The sequence below is a fragment of the Acidisoma sp. S159 genome (assembly GCF_009766125.1).
Taxonomy (GTDB): Bacteria; Pseudomonadota; Alphaproteobacteria; order Acetobacterales; family Acetobacteraceae; genus Acidisoma.
This window is the reverse complement of sequence record NZ_LMUG01000077.1, coordinates 27,823-49,241: the sequence shown is the minus strand read 5'-3', so window position 1 is coordinate 49,241 and position 21,419 is coordinate 27,823. Positions and strand designations below refer to the sequence as shown.

The following is a 21,419-nucleotide window of genomic DNA, read 5'->3' as shown; positions in this document are numbered from 1 at the left end:
GAACAAGCGACAAAGAAGCGCGTCGAGCAGCCGCGCCCTACGCGTTTCCGCCTTTATCAGCGCTTACCGCTGAATAGGGCGGGCCTAGCCAATTGGGCCGAGCAATGGGGGCCAAGCCTGTTCCACGACCATGACCTCATGGCCTCATGGCCGGCCGAGCGGGAAAGAGCTTCGCCCGCCGCCCCCGCCTATGGCGCGCCAATCTGTGTGAGACGCTCTCGCATCCTCATCGCCTCACCCTACCAGCGCCAACAATCAACTTCCGCACTACGCAAGCGTGGGCGACGACGAACCGACCGCGGACTGCCACTGCAGCTTCGGCGATCCCATGGCACATCCGGCGACCCAGCGCATCAACCTCGTTTCTGTCCCCGGCGCCTCCGAGGCCCAATCACCGCGGCAAGCAAACCAGCTGCCCTCCAACAGGCGGCATTCGAGCTCCTCAAGGCCGAACCGGTTTTTGTGGAGTAGCTGTCAACCTTAGCTTGTAACGAACCCGATCCCCGCATCTGGGGAAGGACCCGCAGCGTAGTGTTCCCATCACCTCGGTGAAACGCAGCATGGGACTGACATGGTGACGATCTGCGACTTCATGTTCTGAGATACGGCGAAGGGCGGCTACTGCCATCCTGAAGCAAAGGCGACCCTAGTCTTGATCACTTACTGCCAGGGACGGTCTGATTATCCCCGGGACAGAGGAAGAAGTGGCGGCTTCGGAGCTTGATTCGCACGGAAGATATTACCCTCTGCAAAGAGCTTCCGTTCGCTGACGAGTGAGCACTGACTATCCTCCCGCGATCGCATCTACTTGCGGGATAAACGCGACTGGCCTCGCCACGATGTAACCTGTGAGGTCGCAACGGGTAAGGACGCTGTCATTCAGCGCCGACGAAAGCGGCGATCTCTTTTCGCGAGTTAATGCCACCGTTGTCCCTTCCAAGTGGCAGCGAGATGCCAATCACGTCGCCTTTCCAACCCGCAAATGGCATTGAGCATCAATACGCGAGATCTTATCGGAAAGGGGGTTAATACCGACTCGCTTAAAGATTGACCCATAGTCAATCACGGGATCCGACGGGACGGATGCGGTCAGGATCATCGACCGGAAAGTTCCAGGCTTTTCTGCAAGCATTGACGATTTCGTCGTAGCTTTCCCAGACGCGGCTGCAAAGTTTGTTGGCACGCAGGTATTCCCAGACGTTCTCCATCGGGTTCAACTCGGGCGAATAGGGTGACAGAGGCAGCAGAGAAATGTTCTCCGGGACGATCAGACGATCTCCTCTCTGGTGCCAGCCTGCACCATCGACGAGGAGCACTGCATGGGCGTTCGGCGCGACCTGGGTGCTGATCTCGGCCAGATGCTCGTTCATCGCTTCCGTGTTCGCGGACGGCATGATGATGGCCGCTCCTATCCGCCGGGCAGGGCATATGGCACCGAACAGATAGGCGGAGTCATGGCGATTGTCGCGTACCATGACTGGACGTGAACCGACTGGCGCCCAAATGTAGGCGTGCGTTCCCTTCTGCCCGACCCGAGCTTCGTCTTGAACCCAGGTCTCGATCGGCGTCGCATGCGTGCAGCCGAGCAGCACTTTCTTCAGCAAAGTGCCGAATTTTTTTATATTCCTCCTGCACGGCAGCATTCTTCTTGGGATGAACCGGGCGTGGCTGCAGCCGGGTCAGGTCCAAGTGGCGCAGCCATTTTCCGATCGTGCTCTCATGCACTTCCACCGAGAACCGACGGGCGACTTCTTCGCGCAGATCAACACAGCGCCAACGGACCACCTTATCGCGCTCTGGGTCCGGGCCGGCGATAACCAGAGCTTTCAATTCGGCTTCGTCAGCAATGGCCCGCGGCCGGACTGGTAAGGGACTTCAGGCCTTCAATCCCAAAGTCGTTGTAACGCCGCACCCAGTCCCGCAGCGTTTGTCGTTCCATGCCATCCTGCTCCGCCGCCTCAGTGCGCGCATCGCCGTCCAAGACCAGCGCGATCGCCAACATCCGGGGAACCTGAGCGGCATCTCCACTCTTGCTCGCTGCTGCCCGTAGCTCCGACGCCGTATGGCTCGTCCGCGAGATTTCCAGCGCTTGCCCTACCCTACGTCCTCCTGCGAATCGGCTCCAGGAGATCGGATCAGGAACTCACAGCAATTGAAAACCCCGAGAATCAGAGCCAGCGGGCTGGTATAAGTTGTAGCAAACGCGCGTTACAAGGTTTGTTATTTCAAGGCGGCTATCGAAAACGCGTCACGATCGGCTATGGCCGCCACGCAAAAAGAACGACTTCTTTAATGAATGGCGGCCGCGAGCTAAAAAGAGGAGAACCTCGCAGCTCGGTCCATCTGGTACATCCGGCGAAAAAAGAGCCGCTGTCGCTTGGGCGCTTGAGAAAGGCTGAACGCGAGGCGGACGACCTCCCCCAGAAAGGGGGTCGAGCATCGAATGATTCCTCGCTGTTGGAGCTGATTCAAGTCTATTCCGGCGCGCTTCGTCAGCGTACGGCATGATCGGTCACAAGGGGGTTTTGCCCCCTTTCTGGAGCGACCAGACCGTCGATGCGGCATCGGCCACCGCCTCGGTCACGCCGCGCGGAAGCTTGGCATCGCCAACGAGCCCTGTCTCGATCTCCGCCGCGCGCAGCGGCTGCAGGAGTTCAGTATCGCTGATCGATCCGAGGACAGAAACCACCGCATCGAGATTCTCGACGGGTGGACGCCTTTCGTGAAAGGTTCCGGTCAGAAAGGCGGTTCGGCCTTCGAGCCGAACAAGCTTGGCACGGTCGATCACTTCCACCCCACGCTCGCCGAGAGATCGAATCATTGGATAGAGAGTCGTGACGCCTTCGCCCTCGCCAGGATAGAGCGACGCGGTGACGAGAGTGACCTTCGCCCAGGTTTCCGAAAGCCGCTCCGCTGTCAGCATGGCCGCGAGCCGACCCATCTCATCGCGTACGAGGACATGACCCCCCGATTGCGGTGCATTGTAAGGACCGAACTGGGACACGGCATCGCGATTCGACAGGATCGCGGAGGCGATCGGCCTGGAACCGGTCGCCAGCAGAACTACGGAGGGCCGAAGTGCGAGCAGCTCGGTGGCTCCCAGGTGCGCGTTCACCCTGATCTGGACGCGCAGCCGCACCAATTCGTCCTGCCACCAGCCGATGATGGTCTTGAACTCGCGGCGTGACGCCGTCCCGGACCACAGCCGCATCTGACCCCCGAGTTCCGGCTGCGCATCAAAGAGGATCGTCGCGAAGCCGCGGAGGGCAAGGCGGCGCGCGGCCTCCAGGCCGGCGGGGCCACCGCCGACGACGACGGCGGAACTGTTCGTGTCGATCGGCTGTTCGATCGCGTCGCGCCCCCGTCCGATCTCCGGATTGACCATGCAGGAGAGCGACTTGTGCTCCAGCAAGGCGTTGATGCAGACGTTGGCGCCGATGCAGGGGCGTACCGTCCTTGTTTGCCCGGATCGCGTCTTTGGCATGATTGCGGGATCCGCGATATTCGCGCGCACCATGCCGATAAGGTCAGCGTCGCCCGCAGTCAGTATCTGTTCCGCAAGCGCCAGCGTCGTTATGCGCCCTACCGTTGCCACTGGCACGTCGACGGCGTCCTTCACGGCGCGTGCAAGATGGCGGAAGGTGCCGAAGGGGGCCGGCGTTGGCGGCCAATGGTCCACGCGGGCGAGCTTCCGTGTGTTGTTACCCGCGGTTACGCTGACATAATCCACTTCCCCGGTAGCGACGAGGCGCTTCGCCAGCGTAGCGGCCTCAGCGGCGCGAATGCCGCCCTCCACTAGTTCATCGCCCGGGATACGTATGCCGAGGATGCTGTCCGGTCCGATTGCTGTCCGCACGGCTGCCAGAATCTGACGTGGAAAAAGCGTTCGCCCTTCTACGTCGCCGCCAAACCTATCGGTGCGGCGGTTCATCAGTGGGGAGAGGAAGCTCGCCAGGAGCATGCCATGCGCCATGGTAACCTCGACACCGTCCAGGTCGCCGCTTTTACATCGGGCCGCCGCAGCGTGGTAGAAGCCGACAATTGTGGCTAGCTCTTCCGCCGAGGCTTCCCGCGCCATCCGCTGGCTGAGTTCAGAGGATTCCCAGGACGCGGAGAGGATGGCATCACCCGAAGTTTCCATTGCCCCGACATGGGCAAGCTGGGCAAGCATTAGGCCGCCCTCGTCATGGACGGCGGCGGCAAGCCTGCGGTAGCCGGGGATGATCCTGTCATCGATGTTGACGAGGGTAAGGCCGTCAGCCCAGACCTCCGACCACATCACGGGCGTGGCGCCAGTGATCTGCATGCCGAGGCCGGCGCGAGCCCGTTGCCGATGGTAGTCGATGTAGCGTTCGCCCGGAACGCCAGCTTCTGCGAGGCCGGGCTGATGACCCGGAAGAAAGACGCGGCTGCGGAGTGTCTTGCCGCGCATAGTCAGCGACGCCTCGAGTTTGTCAAACGAGATAGCTCGGCCTAGCATGTCCGGCGCGGCATTGATCGGCATCCCCATCCTCAGGGTTCGACGAAGTGGAATGTGGTCCGGAGATCATTGATATAAGCATTGGCTCGAGCGTTGGCCTCCTCCGGCGACCAGCCTAGGACATCACGAACTTCCGCGGCGACATCATGGGCAATGTCGGCCCCCATGCGCTCCGTCCAGCCCAGCCGGACGCGGCGGAACATAAGGTCGTCAAACGTATGGACATGTTCGTGCGCGGCGGCATGACGGAGGTCGCCCCAGCGGAGATCACGATAAGCTCCCGGCAAAGGGGAGCTGTTGTCCGCGCGCGGGAAAGCTCGCGCGACAAGCTGCTCCGGCTGTGCGGGTCTCGAGGGTTTAGTTCGCTTCGCGACAGCCCGTGCGATCGTGCGGCCCGCCGTGCGATGCGTCATCAGTAAACCGCCCGTGTAGCAGTAGTAGTTGGGGGCGCCCTGACCGCTCATGTCATGCAGCATGCTGATATGTCCGCCCGCCGCTTCGTGCCGATGCGCCGTGCGCGGCCTGACGCCGGCCCAGGCGTAGCGCAGGTCGCGCCGTTTCAGATTGAGCGATGGGAACTGGTAGTTCATCTCGTCAAGGAGATCCGCGATTTCCTGCTCCTCCACGAGGAAGCCGTCGGGACCGCCGTCATGCGGCTTGTTGCGCGGGCCGATATAGTGAAGATCGTCCCACGGGATGACGTAGAAGGGTTCGCCGCCGCGCGTCATCGTCTCGAAGCCCAAGCCACGGAAAGCATCGGGCAGGCGAAACATGATGTTGACGCCTTTGGCGCCCTGATTCAGGCGCGGCAGTCCGAGCTTGGAACTTGCCGCGAGCTGATCCACCCATACACCCGCCGTATTGACCAAGGCCCGGGCGCGGAGGGAGCGCCTTTCTCCACTGCGCCTATCGAGACAGTCCAGCATCCAGCTTTTGTCGGCGTTCTGAGTGATGCCGGCTACCAGAGTGTAGTTCAGGATGCGGGCGCCGAGTTCCTCGGCGTTGAGCGCGGCATCGGCCACGATGCGTTCCGGCCAATCGAATTGATACTCCGTATACTGCAGCACGCCAGCGAGACGGTCGAGGTCGCGCATCCGGGACAGCATGGGGTGCCGTCGCGCCTGATCGGGCGTGATCTGCACGATGTCGAGCGGCACGCCGCGCGGATCCAGCCGTTGCAGAAGGGAGAAGCCGGCCCGGACTTGCCAGAGCGGGAAGGTGTCTTCCTTATAAAGCGGAAAATGGAACGTGACGGCACGCACCCGCTCCGGATTGGAGCGCACAAACTCGGACCGGTTCTTCATGGCGCGGCGGGCCATTGCGACACCTTCGAGGGATTCGACCGGGTGCGCCGCGATCTTGCCGAGCGACTGGATGGTGGAGAAATAGGAGAGGCCGCAATATTGCAGCCGGCTTGTGCGCCCGGAGGTCGCGCCGCCGATATCTCCACGGTCTAGCAAAACCGTAGAGAAGCCTAATGATATAAGATGATTTGCAGCGCTTGCGCCTGTGATGCCGCCGCCAACGACCGCGACGTCGAAGGTTTCCATGGCTCGACCCCGCGGCTGCTCTTGTGCCAGTTTGTCCCAAATGGAATTATCAAGTCAAGGATGCTCGCCTTTCCGGCGGGGCTTAGAGAAAAGATGAACGCCGAGCAGATAACGGTTACTGCGGCGATGCTGGGCGTGCTGGTGTCCCGCCTGCCGCTACGCAACGGCTGGCGAATGAGTCTGTGGAGCAACTTCCTCACCAACCCGACCTACGCCACGATCGAGCGCGACTTCGGCCTGCTGCGTGACGACGTCAATATTCTCTATTGTGTCGTCTTCTGCGGCGGCCTGACGGCGACGACCATCTGCGACCTGACCGGACGACCCAAAAACAGCGTGAGCCGGGCCGTGGAGCGCCTGTGCTTGCGCCATCTTATCGGGCGCACGACTGACCCAGAGGATCGCCGGCGAAGTCTTTTGACCGTGCGCAAGAAAGGACGGGAGACTTTTGCTCGGCTGCTGCCGCTATTCCTGGAGCGGGAGCGCAGGATGCTGCAGGCGCTCGACGAGACTGAACTAGCTGCGCTCGATGGGATCCTCGGCAAACTGATGGCATCCATGCCGGACTGGCGCATCGATTTCTAACTGAGCTCGCAGCTAGCTGACCTGTCTTGACATCGTTCCATCTGGGACGAAAGATGTTCGAGCAGTGGTCGGAGGATGATCGATGGGCGACTATGATGCGCTGCTAAAGCCAATACGGATCGGTCCTCTCCAACTGCGCAACCGGATCTTCAGCACGGGCCACGCGCCCGGCCTTGCCAATGACGGAATGCCAGGAGAGCGCTATCAGCGCTACCACGAGGAAAAGGCAAAGGGCGGTCTCGCCTTGACGATCTTTGGCGGATCCTCTGCCGTCGCCGTCGATTCGCCACTATCTTTCTCGCAGATCGATTGTAGCAGCGACCGCATCCTGCCGTATTTGGAGGGGTTCTCTCGCCGCATCCACGCTCATGGCGCGGCGCTGTTCTGCCAGCTGACCCATCTCGGACGCCGTGGCGCGCCGGAAGGACGCGACGGCCTGCCGCTGATCGCGCCGTCGTACAACCGGGAACAGCTCCATCGTTCCTACGCGAAGGAGATGGAGGACTGGGACTTCACTCGCGTCATAAAGGCATTTGCCGATGCAGCTGACCGCTGTAAGCGCGGCGGGTTAGACGGTATCGAGGTAATTGCCGCGGCGCATCACCTAATCGATAGCTTCCTCTCGCCCGTGACCAATACGCGGACCGACCGCTACGGTGGCAGCCTCGAGAACCGCATGCGCTTCGGCATGGAGGTGATGACGGCGATCCGCGAGCGCGTGGGCAGCGATTTTGTGGTCGGCATGCGGATCGCCGGCGATGACTTCCAGGATGGCGGCATCGACCAGGCGGAGGGGCTGCGTATCATGGCCGGCTTTGCCAACAGCGGCCTGATCGATTGCATCAGCGTCTACCAGGCACATGGCGACACAGGAGCCGGGCTGGTGGGCATGATGCCGGACATGTCTTTCCCCACTGCTCCCTTCCTTCACCTGCCGAGCGCCCTGAAGTCGGAAACTGACCTGCCGGTGCTCCATGCCTCCGCGATCCGCGACATTGCGACCGCTGCCCGCGCGCTGGCCGAGGGGCACGTCGATATGGTGGCGATGACCCGAGCCCACATTGCGGACCCGCATATCGTCAACAAGATCATGGCCGGGAAGGCGGATCAAATTCGGCAATGCGTCGGCGCCAATTACTGTGTCGATCACGCAGGCCAGGGCGGCATCGGCTGCATTCAAAATGCGGCGACCGCAAAAGAACAATCGCTGCCGCATATCGTGCCGCTTGCGGCGGAGCGCCGCCGCGTCGTCGTCGCGGGCGGCGGTCCAGGTGGGTTGGAAGCGGCTCGCGTCGCAGCGGCGCGCGGCCATGAAGTGGTACTGTTCGAAGCCTCGGCCAAGCTAGGCGGGCAGCTTAACTTGGCGCGCAGTATCGCCTGGCGCGAGAGCCTATTGGGCATTATCCGCTGGCTGGAGCAACAGGTGCGCCAAGGCGGGGTCGAAATTCGGCTCAACGAGAGAGCGACGGCTGAGGCGGTGCAGGCGGCACGCCCCGACGTCGTAGTGGTCGCAACCGGCGGTCGCCCGAATCCGCCGGTTGCAACAGGCGCGGATCTTGCCGTTTCGGCCTGGGATGTGATGAGCGGCACGACCGAGCCGGGCCATACGGTTCTGGTGTATGACGAGATCGGCCAGCAAAGCGGCGCGACCGTTGCCGAGTATCTGGCGCTCCGCGGATCGGAGGTGGAACTCGCCACGCCGGATCGGCTGGTGGGCGAGGCGATCGGCCACACGGCCTATGTTGCCCACGTGCGCAACCTGTACAAGAACAAGGTGCTGCAGACGCCTGATGTGCGGCTGACGCAGCTGTATCGGGAAGGCAATGGTCTCGTGGCCGTGCTGCGCAATGAATATACCGGCTCGGAAGAGGAGCGGATGGTCGATCAGGTCGTTTATGAGACTGGGACACGGCCAAATGATGATCTCTATTACGCGCTGCGGCCGTTTTCGTCGAACCGCGGCGCAGTAGATTACGACGCACTTCTATCTGGTAGGACGCAGAATCTGCGGTCGCAGCCTGAAGGAACCTTCCAGCTCTTCCGGATAGGCGACGCCATCATGAGCCGAAACGTGCACTCTGCGCTTTACGATGCGCTTCGACTCGTCAAAGACGTCTAGGCCGCATCCCGATGCACTTCGTCGCCAACGCGGACGTCCATCGCCTGCTGCCCTATCCGGACCTAGTCCAGGCCCTGCGTGTGGCGCATCGCGGTGGGAAGGTCGCCTCCAAGGTGCTCCATATCGACGAGCCCGGTGGCAGCAACCTCTTCCTAGCGCTAGGCGCTTGGCGACCGAACGAGGCGATTTCCGTCAAGCTGGTCGGCGTTTTTCCGGGCAACCTCTCGCTCGATCCGCCGCAGCCTACGGTGCAGGGGATTGTGGCAATGTTCGACGCGACGACCGGTGCGGCGATGCTCGCCGCCGATGGCGCCGCGATGACGGAACGAAAGACGGCAGCGGATTCCGCCCTTGGGGTGGATCTTTTGGCGCGGCGTAATGCCGCTACGCTGCTGGTAGTTGGTGCCGGCGCCCTGGCGCCGCACGTGGTTGAAGCATTCCTCACGGTGCGTCCCTCGCTTCGACGCGTCTTGATCTGGAACCGCACGCCGGCTCGGGCCCAGGCTTTGGTATCGCGGCTGTCCCATCCAGGCATTGCGATCGCTTGGGCGCCGGATCTGGATGCGGCGATCACCCAAGCGGATATCATATCCTGCGTCACCATGTCGGAGACGCCGCTGGTAAAGGGGGCGCTGCTGCGACCTGGCGCGCATCTCGACCTCATCGGCGCCTACCTACCGCAGATGCGGGAAAGCGATGACGAGGTGATGCGGCGCGGCCGAATCTTCATAGACAACGCTACAAATATCGAGGGTAGCGGTGATCTCGCCTCGCCACTGCGTGACGGGGTGATCACCCGCGATGATATCCTTGCTGATCTCTGGCAGCTTTGCACAGGAGACGCCCTCGGTCGCATGACACTAGACGAGATTACGGTATTCAAGAACATCGGCGGTTCGCATCTCGACCTCTTCACCATTGCCTGGTTGCGGGAGCAGTGGTTGTTGGAGCAGGCGGTCCCGTGATGCAACGCGCCACCGCGATTCGGTGCTAGCGCATGTTGACGCCCGATCCGGCCGGTCTGCTTCTGGCGGCGGCGGCGGTCGTGCTTCTGCTGCAGATTTTACGACTGAGCCTGCGGTGGCGGATCGGCCGCCACGCGGAGGTCGATTGGATGGGTGGTTTTGCGGGTCTACCGCATGCCTACCTCCATACCGTCCATGAGATCGTTTCCCGCGAACCGGCCGTGGCGCGCATGCATATGCTTGTGGCGGGTGGGCTGATTGCGGCCGTTCTCCTGTCTCTTCCGCTGCATCTAGCTGGGCTGGGCGGTCGGGCGCTGGCAGTGTTGGTTGTGCTGGCGGTCATGGCAACGGGGATCGGCGCCGCGGCGGATATCCTGCGGCGTCAGCCGGTGCGGCCGACGCATCTGTCAGGCGGGCCGTATGAGCGCTTTCCTTTTGCTATCGCCCTGGTCGCTGGTTTTCTAGGACTAGCCGCCCTCCCGCCATTCTTCGGCTTTGAGCCGGGCGTTGAGGGGTGGCTGGTGATCGACGGGGTCGGCGCTGTCGGACTGACCTGGCTCCTGGCCGGCGTTTGGCGCGGACCGCTACGGCATGCGGTCGCGGGGGCGCTGCACCTGATCGCCCATCCGCGCCCTGGCCGGCCTTCGGGGCGGATAGAGACGGCGCTAGTGCCGCTCGATCTCCGGGCGGAGCGGCTGGGTGTGGACCGAGCAGCGGACTTCAACTGGAACCGGCTAGTCGCCTTCGATGCCTGCGTGCAATGCGGCCGCTGTGAACGCGCCTGTCCCGCCTTCGCCGCCGGGCAGCCGCTCAACCCGAAACGGTTGATCCAGGATTTGGTTGCCGCAACCGGCTCGGATGCCGCTTTCTATGGGGGTTCGCCACATCCTGGTCTGTCGCCCGAAGCGACGGCCGTCCGGGAGCTGGTCTCGCCGGGAACGCTTTGGGCCTGCACGACCTGCCGGGCCTGCGTGCAGGAATGCCCAATGCTTATCGAGCATGTGGACGCGGTCATCGACCTGCGCCGCTACGCTGCGTTAGAGACAGGCGCGGTGCCCGAGAAGGCCGCGGACGCGTTGGTCGCTTTGCGCGAAACGGGGACGGTGAGTGTCCAGAAGATTTCGGCGCGGCTAGACTGGGCAACCGATCTGGACCTGCCCCGTCTGGGGCCCGAGGGCACCTGCGACGTCCTGCTATGGATCGGCGAAGGCGGCTTCGATGCGCGTCACCAGCGGACGCTGCGTGCACTTTGCCGATTGCTGCGGGCCGCCCGTGTCGATTACGCGGTGCTGGAGGAGGAACCGGATTGCGGCGATCTCGCTCGCCGATTAGGTGACGAGGCTACGTTTCAGGTCTTGGCGCAGGCGACCGTCGCGGCGCTGTCGGGCCGGAACTTCGCCAGGATCGTCACCGCGGACCCGCATGCGCTCCACTGCCTCGCCCGGGAATATCCGGCCTTTGGCGGCGTCTGGCAGGTCGTGCACCATTCGGTGCTGCTATTGTCGCTGGTCAAGTCGGGTTCGCTGGAGCTTCAGCCCACGGGGGACCGTTGCGTCACCTACCACGACCCCTGCTATCTCGGTCGCTACATGGGTGAGTTCGATGCGCCCCGCAGGCTGCTGCAGGCGGCCGGCATCCACATAGTGGAGATGGAGCGCGCGCGCAGCCGCGCCTCCTGTTGCGGCGGTGGTGGGGGCGCAGCCCTGGCCGACATTCCCGGCCGGCGCCGCATCCCGGAAATTCGCATGGACCACGCGCGGGAGACAGGGGCACCCGTGATCGCTGTGGCTTGCCCGGGCTGCATGCAGATGCTGGAAGGCGTACCGGGTATTCATCCGGAGGTGGCCGATCTCGCGGAGCTGATCCTGCCGTCCCTGGTCACGAGGCCATGAGCGGGCGCCAAAGGGTCGATCCGCGTCAGCGCCTGTCCGGCCGTGCCCGCGCCGCCGTAGCCGCCGAACACATCCTTGGCGAAGTACTCCGGGTTGAGAACCCGTCCCACCTGATCGGCGCCGTGGCGATGTTGGATAGGGGCCGCCTCTCCCAGGCTGACTTGTCGCTGCTGGCAGCGGCGCGGCAGGTCGCGGATAGCCTTGGCGGTGCGGTGGTACTCATCCTACTACTGCCGTTGGGCGAGAAGCTGCGCGGCGATCCGGCACAAGCGGGCGTGGACCGCGTGCTGGAATTGCATCATGAGGGTTTCGCCGGATATGCGCCCGCTCTGCGCGCTGTCGCGCTGTCGGATGTCGTGGAGACTCTAGAGCTGCGCCATGTGCTTTTCTCCGAGGATCCCCTCGGAGGTGGCGATCTCGGGCGGCGAGTGGCGATGTGGCTAGGCGACCGGCCGGCAACCGGCATGATTCGCTGGGTGGATGACCAGGTAGAGTGCCGGCAGGATGGTGGCCTTACCGACGTGAGACGGCCGGCGCCGCGTGTGTTGATCGTGGCGGGCGGCGCTTTCGCTCCGATCGCCGAGGCGCGGTTGCGAGAGGCGCGGTCCCTGCCCGCGCCCGTATGGCGGGTCGCCAGTGGAGATGTGCGCGATGGTGGTCTGCTGGACTTCGATCCGCAATCGGTCCCGATCGACGAGGCGGAACTTGTCGTGAGTGCCGGCAACGGGCTGACAGACTGGTCGTCCTTCCATGTTTTGGCAGGGCTGCTGGGTGCGGCGGAGGCAGGCAGTCGAGCGGTGGTAGATGCCGGTCACATGCCGCGCACCGCACAAGTCGGAGCATCCGGCAGCCTAATCGCGCCAGCCTGCTACATCGCCCTCGGAATTGCGGGCGCGTCGCAACACTTGCAGGGGATCGCGCGTTGCCAAAGGGTGATCGCTGTTAACACCGACCTGCATGCGGAGATGGTCCGCCGCGCGGACCTAGCTATCATCGCCGATGCGCAGGCGGTGATGCCGGCGTTGATACGACGGCTCCGGGTTTCATCCGGTGGATAGCTTGGTTTCGGCTGTGGTACTGGTCTCGATCGGGCGTCACCCAGTTTCGGGCCAAGCAAGACGCGCTGCTTCGGACGCGCGTGCGGTTGAGTTGGCCCTGCGCGTCGTGCCTGCGGAACGGCTTACCCTGCTGCACGCCGGCGACCCATCGCCAGCTATTTTGCGGGATTATCTGGGTATGGGCGCGCCACGCCTCGTCTGTCTGGCTATGCCGACAGGGGTCGACCCTCTTCCGGCGCTCGCGGCTTGGTTGGCGACAGCGAGCCCAAGCCTGGTCCTGACCGGCACGACCGCAGAGGCCGGGGAGGGAAGCGGGATGGTCCCGTACTGGCTGGCCCATCGTCTCGGTCTTCGGCTGGTGCCGGCGATCGCTGGGCTGACCATGGCGAGCGGGGAGGCTGCGATGGTCCAGGCTGTGCCGGGGGGCCGCCGTCGCCAGCTGTTTTGCCCATTGCCGCTGCTGGCAACCGTGGGAAGTAGGGCGCCCGGGCCCCGGCTTTCCGCTTTCGCTCGCGCCCGCCGAGGTGTCTTGTACGCGGCACCCGCCCGGGGCGAGCCAGATGCAAGGCAGGACTGGGCCGCGCGCCCGGCCCGCGCCCGGCCCACACGCGCCATGCAAGGCGCAAGCGGCAGCGCCTCGGAGCGGCTGCGTGCCGGGCGCGGAGACACCGGAAGTGGCAAGCGTGGTGGCGACGAGACGACGCTCGCCAATATCGATCCTGAAAACGCTGCTGACCGGATCTTGGGCTATCTACGAGAGGAGGGTTTGCTGGGGCGATGAAGGAACTATGTGACGCGAGCCCGGTCCCGTTGAAGGGTTATCTCTCGCAGTCGTTGCACGCACTTCTACAGCGGCCCAAAGAATTTGGGATTGTCTTGTCCATCTCGAACTCAGCATGTTGAACGACCCCCGATCGCACGGACTTTGGGAGCGCACAGCGCCGCCTGCGCCATTGACGGCTCGCCTTTCGGATCATGTCGTCGCCGATGTGGCCGTCGTGGGCGCCGGTTTCACGGGGCTGTCCGCCGCGCTGCATCTGGCCGAGGCCGGCGCGAGCGTGGTCGTGGTGGAAGGTGCCGAAATCGGGTTCGGGGGCTCCGGCCGCAACGTTGGTCTCGTCAATGCTGGGCTCTGGGTCATGCCTGCCGAACTGCCTGGCATCTTGGGACCTCTCCATGGGGAGCGGTTACTGGATCTGCTTGGCAACGCGCCGGCGCTGGTGTTCAAACTCGTTGAAACACATGGCATCGATTGCGAGGCCCGGCGCAACGGAACCCTACATTGCGGGGTCGGAGCCAAGGGTGCGGACGAACTCGCAGAGCGCGCCCGTCAATGGCAGGCGCGGAGCGCCCCGGTTCAACTACTTGACGCCGAGGAGACGTGCCGCAGGGTCGGAAACAGCGTCTATACCGCCGCGTTGCTTGACCAACGCGCTGGCACCATCCAGCCGCTCGCTTATGCTCGAGGCCTCGCCCGCGCAGCGCTATCGGCGGGCGCCCGGATTTATACGGGCAGCGCGGTTGTGTCCTCCCGTCGAACGGGGGGCGCCTGGCATATAGCTACGCCGCACGGTGCCGTTACTGCCGAATGGGTGATCGTCGCGACGAATGCCTATACGGTCGGAGCCTGGCCAGCCATCCGTCAGGAGGTTGTCCATCTTCCTTACTTCAACATCGCGACACGTCCGCTCAACGACAACCTACGGCGGACAATCCTGCCAGAGCGACAGGGTGTTTGGGACACTAAGGATGTCCTGTCTTCCTATCGTTTCGACAATGCCGGAAGGCTCGTGATTGGCAGCGTTGGAGCCTTGCGCGGTGCTGGCACTGCGATCCATCGCAGTTGGGCGCGGCGCACGCTGGCCCTGCTGTTCCCCCAGCTTGGCCCGGTGGAATTCGAAGCGGAATGGTATGGCATGATCGGCATGACGGCGGACCTGGTGCCTAAATTTCATCGATTGGACGAGCGCGTCCTGTCATTCAGCGGCTACAACGGCCGAGGTATCGCCCCGGGCACGGTGTTCGGCCGAGCACTGGCGGAGCATGTAACAGGCCGCCTAGCCGAGGCGGATATGCCTCTGCCCGTCACCGCGCCGGCGGCGCAGCGCTTCCGGAGGCTCCGCGAAACATATTACGAATTCGGCTCGCAGATCGCCCATATCTCTGCACGGGTCTAAATAATCTGTAGCGCACTTCGCTTTTCCCGCGGTCGAGGACACAGGATGACCAAGCAAGTCTCTGAAGGCGAAAAGGACCATCCTGCTCTTAATCTGGCGGAGGAGGTCCAGCACATCCTCGTCGACTTCGGCCTTCCTGTGGCTGACCTTGCCGGAGGCACACTCGTGGTCCGCTCGCCGGTCACAGGCGAAAAATTGGCGGCCCTGACCGAAACTGCGGCGTCAGATGTGGCGGGCATAGTCGAGACCGCCCAGATTGCGTTCCGAGAGTGGCGCAATGTACCGCCGCCGAAGCGCGGCGAACTCGTGCGCCTGTTCGGGGAGGAGCTTCGGATCCACAAGGCGGCGCTCGGCCGCCTTGTCTCAATCGAGGTCGGCAAGGTCATCTCCGAGGGTCTCGGCGAGGTGCAGGAGATGATCGACATCTGCGACTTCGCTCTAGGACTGTCGCGCCAGCTCTACGGTCGCACTATCGCCACCGAGCGCGGTGAGCATCGGATGATGGAGACATGGCACCCGCTCGGCGTTGTAGGCATCATTTCTGCCTTCAACTTCCCGGTCGCGGTCTGGTCGTGGAATGCGGCGCTCGCGCTGGTCTGCGGCAATGCAATCATCTGGAAACCATCGGAGAAGACGCCGCTGACGGCGCTGGCAACTCAGGTGTTGTTTGACCGCGCGCTCGCCGCGTTTCGCGCGGCAGGTGGCGAAGCGCCAGAGGACTTGTCCGCATTGCTGATCGGCGGACGCAGGCTTGGAGAGGCGCTGGCCGATCACCCGGGGGTGCCGCTCGTTTCGGCCACGGGGTCGACCGCCATGGGTCGCGCGCTTGGCCCGCGGCTTGCGCAACGTTTCGGCCGGGCGCTGCTAGAGCTGGGCGGCAACAATGCCGCCATCGTCGCTCCCTCTGCCGACCTCAACCTCACACTCCGCGGGATAGCCTTCGCGGCCATGGGCACGGCAGGGCAACGATGCACAACTCTGCGCCGCCTCTTCGTCCATACGAGCGTGTATGACACTTTGGTGCCGAAGCTGCGCCAGGTGTATGCGTCGGTTAAAGTCGGAAATCCGCTGCGGGACGGCACGCTGGTCGGGCCGCTGATCAACCTTCACGCCTTTGACGCCATGCAGGACGCACTGAAGACGTCCCGCTCTGCCGGCGGCTATGTCACGGGGGGCGAACGCGTCACCGTCGCGTACGGGGAACATGGGATTTATGTGCGGCCCGCTTTGGTCGAAATGCCGGAGCAGGCGGGTCCTGTGCTGGAAGAGACCTTTGCGCCGATTCTCTATGTCATGCGCTATGAAGATTTCGACGACGCCCTGGCACTGCAGAATGGCGTACCACAGGGACTCTCTTCCTCAATCTTTACCAACGACCTTCGGGAGGCGGAGTGTTTCCTCTCCGCGCGCGGCTCGGATTGCGGCATCGCAAACGTCAATATTGGTCCCTCCGGCGCCGAGATTGGTGGTGCCTTCGGCGGTGAGAAGGAAACGGGCGGTGGACGCGAGAGTGGCTCCGACGCCTGGAAAAGTTATATGCGCCGGGCGACCAATACGATCAACTACGGCAGCGCCCTGCCCTTGGCGCAGGGGGTGAGTTTCGAAATCGGTTGAAAGATTGCGGCGGCACAGTCTCTAGTCTGATCTAAGTATTCTGCTGAACGGCCCGGCTGAGTGGCGGGAGGATTGCATAGGATGAAAGAGCCCCGGGGCACGGGCCTATGCGTTTAGCAATCGTTACCTGTGTCAGACGTCGTCAACAGAAGAGAAGAGAGAAGTCGTTGACCGCACGAGAAAAGCCATTCGTCAAGCTGGAGCACGTCGGAAAGGCCTATGGTTCACATGTCGTGCTGTCCGATATCAATCTCTCGGTTTTTGCTGGTGACGTTCTGGCGATTATCGGCCCCAGCGGGTCGGGTAAAAGCACCCTCCTTCGTTGCATTAACTTTATCGAATCACCTGACGACGGCATCGTCACTGTTGGCGACGTAACGCTTCAGGGTGGCCGCCCCTTACCGCGCCGTGAGTTGGCGCAGCTGCGGCGACAGCTCGGCATGGTCTTCCAGTCCTTCAACTTGTTTCCGCATATGACGGTGCTGCGTAACGTCACCATGCCACAGCAGCGCGTGCTCGGGCGGTCGAAGCGGGAGGCGGACGAGGTCGCCATGCAACTTCTTGAGCGAGTGGGACTTGCCGACAAAGCGGCGCAATATCCGATCCGCTGTTCGGGCGGCCAGCAGCAGCGGATTGCTATCGCGCGTGCCTTGGCGTTGGAGCCGAAGGTAATGCTGTTCGACGAGCCCACCTCGGCACTCGATCCGGAACTCGGCCTGGAGGTGCTGGGTGTGATGCGTGAACTGGCGAAGAGCGGCATGACCATGATCGTCGTCACACATGAGATGAGCTTTGCAGAGAACGTCTCCGATCACGTCGCGGTAATGGCAGACGGCGCGATCACCGAATATGGCCCGAGCCGGGAAGTGATCCGCGACCCGCAATCCATTCGCGGAAAACGCTTCCTTCGCGCGGTCAACGAACGTTGATGCTGCTCGATATCGGTCTCATCCTGCGCGGTCTACCCTGGACCGCTTTGGTCACTGTAGCGGCGCTCGCGATTGGCGCCGTGCTGGGGTTCCCCATCATGATGATGCGCAATGCCCGGTTTCTTCCGACGCGCATCCTCGGCACAGCCCTGATCAGCCTGGTGCGCGCGGTGCCACCAATCGTCTGGCTCTTCATCATCTTCTTCGGTGTTGGCTCGGGTCTGCTCAGCATGAGCCCTCTGACGGCAGCGCTAGTCGGCCTAGGTGCGATAGCCGCAACGAATATGGCGGAAATCTACCGCGGCGGCCTTATCTCCATCCATCACGGGCAATGGGAGGCAGCCCAAGCGCTGAATTTGAGTAAGCGGCACACGTTTCATGAGGTGATCATGCCTCAGATGTTTCGCGTGGCTCTGCCGTCGGTTGCAACCTACGCGATCGGCTTGCTCAAAGATTCCGCTATCGCCTCGACAATCGGCGTACCGGAGATCACCTACCAGGCGACGCGACTTTCGAAACTGAACTTCCATGGGCTCGAGATGTTCGGCATCGCTGGGCTGCTCTATATTCTTCTGAGCCTGCCCATCGCCTGGATGTCACGAACGGCGGATCTCTATCTTCGCGCAAAGGTGGCCCGATGAACACGTTGATGATGGGGGCCACCTGGCGCGATGTTCTTAGCTGGATCCCCGAGCTCCTCAGCGGCTTCGTCGTCAGCATAGAGTTGACGCTTGTCACCCTGCTCTGCGGTATTCCTCTCGGCTTGATCGGTGCCCTCGGAGTTCAAGCGAGGAACCGGATGCTGCGCCGAATCACCTTGATTCTAGTTGAAGTAGGCCGCGGCGCGCCGGCGCTGGTGCTGCTACAGTTTATTTATTTCGGCTTGCCGTCCGCGGGTCTTTCTCTCGGCTCCTTCGCAGCCTCCGCCTTTGCTCTAAGCTGGAGCACGGGTGCCTACACCAGCGAGATCATCCGGGCCGGCCTCGACTCCGTCCCCTCAGGTCAGCGGGATGCCCTTAGCGCGCTTGGCCTGTCCACGATCGATGGACTGCGCTACGTCATTCTGCCGCAGGGCCTGCGCGTCGCCGTGCCGCCACTCCTGGGTTTCGCGATCCTCGTCTTCCAAGGCACATCCCTGTGCTTCACCGTGGCTTTGCCGGAGTTGATCAGCCGCGCCTATGAAATCGGTGCCGATACGTTTTTCTACTTTCCCGTTCTGGCACTCGCCGGTCTCTTCTACGTGGCAGTCTGCCTTCCCGCGTCCTTCCTTGTCTCCTACGTAGAGCATCGGAGCGGCCAGTATTCGCGCCGCTAAGTCAACAGCAAAGGATGTAAAAGATGACGCAGTGGATCAAATTTGTCGGAACAGCTCTTCTGGTGACCTCATTGTGTGGTCTTACATCAGCCTACGCGGCGTCCTGCACGCCGAGGCACGATTTCAGTGTCGTAGAGCCTGGTTTCATCACGGTGGCGGCTACAACCTACGCACCTTTCTCCTACATAGGTAATTCAGGACAGCTCGGTGGGATCGACGGCGATATTCTGAGCAAAATCGCCGATATGGAATGTTTGAAGATCAAAGCGGTGCTCGCCGACGGGGGCGCCGGCATCCAGTATGTGATGGCCCACAAGGCAGACACCACAACAGGAGACTGGTATCGTACAGCGGCGCGGGCACGCGTAGTCCATCTCTCGGCGCCGCTCTATGTCGATCAGATGGCCGTGTATTCGAAGACGGGCCTCGACACGGTTGATCAACTGATTGGCAAAACTCTCGGCAGTACAGAGGGCAATCTCTGGAATGCCGATTTGCAGCGTTTGATGGGGGATAAGTTTAAGCTATATCCGATCTCGGTCGACATGCAGCAGGATCTGACGGCTGGCCGCATCGAAGTCGGTGTGGACGGCGACTCGATCGGCGTGGTAGCGCAGGCGCACGGGGCGCTGAAAGGGATCATTATCAAGGTGATCAAACCTGATCCGCGTGTCGCGGCGAGTCTCGAAGCCGGTCAGGCGACTTATCCGATGACCAAGGACAACGTTGCTATGGCCAAGGCGTTCGACGACGATATCGCCGTGCTTCACGCCAACGGTGCAATCGCCGGCATCCTCGTCGCAAATGGATTGAGCGCGTCGGCTGCGGAGACGGGTGCGCCGCGCCTTATCCAGTAGCCCGCCGCTGGCCCTCCGCACGCGCGAGTCGTCCCGGGCGGCACGGGACGACTGCCAAGCAGGAGCAATATCTCGGAGCTGCTGGCTCGAGCAACGACGGTATGCCTTACCTTCGGCCTAGCCGAACTCGTGGTCGTTCGCTTCGAGGTCAGTGAACAGGCGTTTAGGATCTTCGACATCGGGCTAGGAAGGCTGCGCAGAACGCCGGCGCCCTTGATGTTCTACAGAGAGTCTGTTTGCGCGCGACGCCGATTGGCCGCTCATGAAGCGGAGGAGGCATGCTTCTGACGCCGCGGCGTATCGCAGTTCAGAGCAGCCGTTGCCGCCGGCTCACCGACGGTATTCTGGCGCATGTCAGGACACCCGGCGGTCCAAGCCGCCCTGCGCAACCACCACTTCGACTCACTCGGTCTTCCCCGACTCTATGTTCCGGCATCGGCTTAACTCGGTCGAACCGCCGTGGTACGTGACCCGTATGCCCGGTGGTGTGGGAGGGGTGGTGTCGCGAGACATCCCCCTATCCCGATCAAGGGAGGTTATCGCGTGTTGATGAACGCATGCTGGCTGGGTGGTGGAGGTAGATTGGGCTTTCAAGAGTTCAACTTCGAAAGCAATCCGAGTCCAGTCTCTGCGAGCAAAGGTGGACCCTTGGATACCGCAACGCCCGCGTTCACAAATTCACAAATTCACCGCCGACGGGAGATTGATCAGGTCCTGGTGCCAGTCGGGATCGGGTCCGGGCGAATTCAACGTCGTGCACAATATCGCTTGTGACGCTCAAGGCTGGGTCTATGTGCTGGACCGTGAGAACCATCGCATTCAGTCCTTCGACGGAAACGGAAGCTACCAGACAATGGAACAACCTGCACCGGCCCTGCACAATCCACCTCGCAAAGGGCAGCTGCCCCCTATTGCCTCGTCGGAGAGCTCCCGCCAACCCTTCCGGTTAACCGAGCCGCGCCCGGTCTCGGTCCGCGAATTTCAGGGCTCGATATGAGCGGAGAACGGCTTGCAACAATTGGCGATTGCGTAGCGGGCACCGGCCCCGGGCAGTTCATCGCGCCGCACGGGATAGCTCTGGACAGTCAAGGAGACATGTACGTGGCAGATGTCGCCCTCAGCACCTGGTCACAGTGCTTTCCTGAGCAGCCGATGCCGCCGAAGCTCAGGACTCTTCATAAGTTGCGTCACGTAGTGGCGACAGCCCCATCTAGTGCGGATGGCAGCAGTGTCGCATTCCCGAGCTAGAAGCCACGCGATCTGAGGTGGCGCAATCGGGAGGCCTTTGATTCGGTGAGGTGCCAGGGACTACCTCAGGGCGCTGCCCCACAACTTATTGGGCGTCCCCCGCAAAGTGCCGGACCGGCCTTCGCCGCGTTGATGCCAGACAGGCGCCTGGTCCGCTCTCCGAGGCGATTTGGCTTGTTGAAAGGTGTTTACGGAAAAGAAGCCGCGCTAAGAGTGAGCTTAGCCGGCCGTCTTGCAAAACTCTTTCTTCAGCCAACCCAAGCTGAAATGACTTTTAAGAGCCGGACATTTCCAGAGTTGCTAATATTTCTCGCGGACCATCGAAGCCGTTCAAGCCCTTCCATCGCAGGAAGGTTTGCACTGCGCCGCTTGAGCGAAAAAGGTTTGAACAGCTCTGCCGGTCTAAATGCGCCCAGAAGACCTGGCCGGTGCCGTTACTTGCCCTGGCAATGATGGCGCCCGACGCACGGGAAAAACTACCCGCCGAGATTGAGCTTGGCGAAGTCGCCGCGGTCGCGGTCGACGACAAGGATTGTGTTTAGGTCGTCAATCGCGGCAAACATCCCGTCGTGGTCCTTTCACGACAAGGGGAGTTTCTTCGATCCTGGGGCCATGAACTGTTTCCGCACG

General features: G+C 62.4%; 14 protein-coding genes and 1 pseudogene. 12 read left to right on the top strand and 3 right to left on the bottom strand.

The window, feature by feature from the left end; genetic code table 11:
* Nucleotides 1–1,058: 1,058 nt before the first annotated feature.
* The 3 genes and pseudogenes from GSQ92_RS31935 to GSQ92_RS26005 form a co-directional block, all read right to left on the bottom strand.
* Nucleotides 1,059–2,131 (bottom strand): annotated as a pseudogene (locus GSQ92_RS31935) (IS630 family transposase).
* Nucleotides 2,132–2,512: 381 nt separating this feature from the next.
* A complete protein-coding gene (locus tag GSQ92_RS26010; RefSeq protein ID WP_216856967.1) occupies nucleotides 2,513–4,432 on the bottom strand; it encodes an FAD-dependent oxidoreductase in 1,920 nt (639 codons plus the stop codon).
* An 80-nt stretch (nucleotides 4,433–4,512) separates the two neighbouring features.
* On the bottom strand, nucleotides 4,513–6,030 hold the full coding sequence (locus GSQ92_RS26005) for an FAD-dependent oxidoreductase (RefSeq protein WP_159014511.1): 1,518 nt from the start codon (nucleotides 6,028–6,030) through the stop codon (nucleotides 4,513–4,515).
* A gap of 93 nt (nucleotides 6,031–6,123) precedes the next feature.
* Here GSQ92_RS26005 and GSQ92_RS26000 point away from each other — a divergent pair, with 93 nt between their 5' ends.
* The 12 genes from GSQ92_RS26000 to GSQ92_RS25945 all read left to right on the top strand — a co-directional run bounded on the left by GSQ92_RS26000 (nucleotide 6,124) and on the right by GSQ92_RS25945 (nucleotide 19,541).
* Nucleotides 6,124–6,615, top strand: coding sequence for a MarR family winged helix-turn-helix transcriptional regulator (locus GSQ92_RS26000; protein WP_159014510.1), 492 nt, complete (start codon nucleotides 6,124–6,126; stop codon nucleotides 6,613–6,615).
* An 82-nt stretch (nucleotides 6,616–6,697) separates the two neighbouring features.
* Nucleotides 6,698–8,734, top strand: coding sequence for an NADH:flavin oxidoreductase (locus GSQ92_RS25995; protein ID WP_159014509.1), 2,037 nt, complete (start codon nucleotides 6,698–6,700; stop codon nucleotides 8,732–8,734).
* A gap of 11 nt (nucleotides 8,735–8,745) precedes the next feature.
* Nucleotides 8,746–9,699: an ornithine cyclodeaminase family protein gene (locus tag GSQ92_RS25990; protein ID WP_159014508.1), complete on the top strand. Its 954-nt coding sequence runs from the start codon at nucleotides 8,746–8,748 to the stop codon at nucleotides 9,697–9,699.
* Between the two features lie 32 nt (nucleotides 9,700–9,731).
* Entirely contained in the window at nucleotides 9,732–11,591 is a 1,860-nt protein-coding gene (locus GSQ92_RS25985; RefSeq protein WP_159014507.1) for a DUF3483 domain-containing protein, read from the top strand.
* Nucleotides 11,588–12,649, top strand: coding sequence for an electron transfer flavoprotein subunit alpha/FixB family protein (locus tag GSQ92_RS25980; RefSeq protein ID WP_159014506.1), 1,062 nt, complete (start codon nucleotides 11,588–11,590; stop codon nucleotides 12,647–12,649). Before GSQ92_RS25985 ends, GSQ92_RS25980 begins: the two co-directional genes overlap by 4 nt.
* Complete coding sequence (locus tag GSQ92_RS25975) at nucleotides 12,642–13,430, top strand: electron transfer flavoprotein subunit beta (RefSeq protein WP_159014505.1); 789 nt, start codon at nucleotides 12,642–12,644, stop codon at nucleotides 13,428–13,430. Before GSQ92_RS25980 ends, GSQ92_RS25975 begins: the two co-directional genes overlap by 8 nt.
* A 115-nt stretch (nucleotides 13,431–13,545) precedes the next feature.
* Complete coding sequence (locus tag GSQ92_RS25970) at nucleotides 13,546–14,826, top strand: FAD-binding oxidoreductase (RefSeq protein WP_159014504.1); 1,281 nt, start codon at nucleotides 13,546–13,548, stop codon at nucleotides 14,824–14,826.
* 45 nt (nucleotides 14,827–14,871) lie between these two features.
* Nucleotides 14,872–16,440 (top strand): aldehyde dehydrogenase family protein, encoded by a 1,569-nt coding sequence (locus GSQ92_RS25965; RefSeq protein ID WP_159014503.1) that lies wholly within the window; start codon nucleotides 14,872–14,874, stop codon nucleotides 16,438–16,440.
* Nucleotides 16,441–16,547: 107 nt separating this feature from the next.
* On the top strand, nucleotides 16,548–17,369 hold the full coding sequence (locus tag GSQ92_RS25960) for an amino acid ABC transporter ATP-binding protein (RefSeq protein WP_159014502.1): 822 nt from the start codon (nucleotides 16,548–16,550) through the stop codon (nucleotides 17,367–17,369).
* Nucleotides 17,369–18,010: an amino acid ABC transporter permease gene (locus GSQ92_RS25955; RefSeq protein ID WP_159014500.1), complete on the top strand. Its 642-nt coding sequence runs from the start codon at nucleotides 17,369–17,371 to the stop codon at nucleotides 18,008–18,010. The genes GSQ92_RS25960 and GSQ92_RS25955 overlap by 1 nt, the downstream gene beginning before the upstream one ends.
* A complete protein-coding gene (locus tag GSQ92_RS25950; protein WP_216856966.1) occupies nucleotides 18,007–18,684 on the top strand; it encodes an amino acid ABC transporter permease in 678 nt (225 codons plus the stop codon). Before GSQ92_RS25955 ends, GSQ92_RS25950 begins: the two co-directional genes overlap by 4 nt.
* 23 nt (nucleotides 18,685–18,707) lie before the next feature.
* Nucleotides 18,708–19,541 (top strand): ABC transporter substrate-binding protein, encoded by an 834-nt coding sequence (locus GSQ92_RS25945; protein ID WP_159014499.1) that lies wholly within the window; start codon nucleotides 18,708–18,710, stop codon nucleotides 19,539–19,541.
* Nucleotides 19,542–21,419: the final 1,878 nt, after the last annotated feature.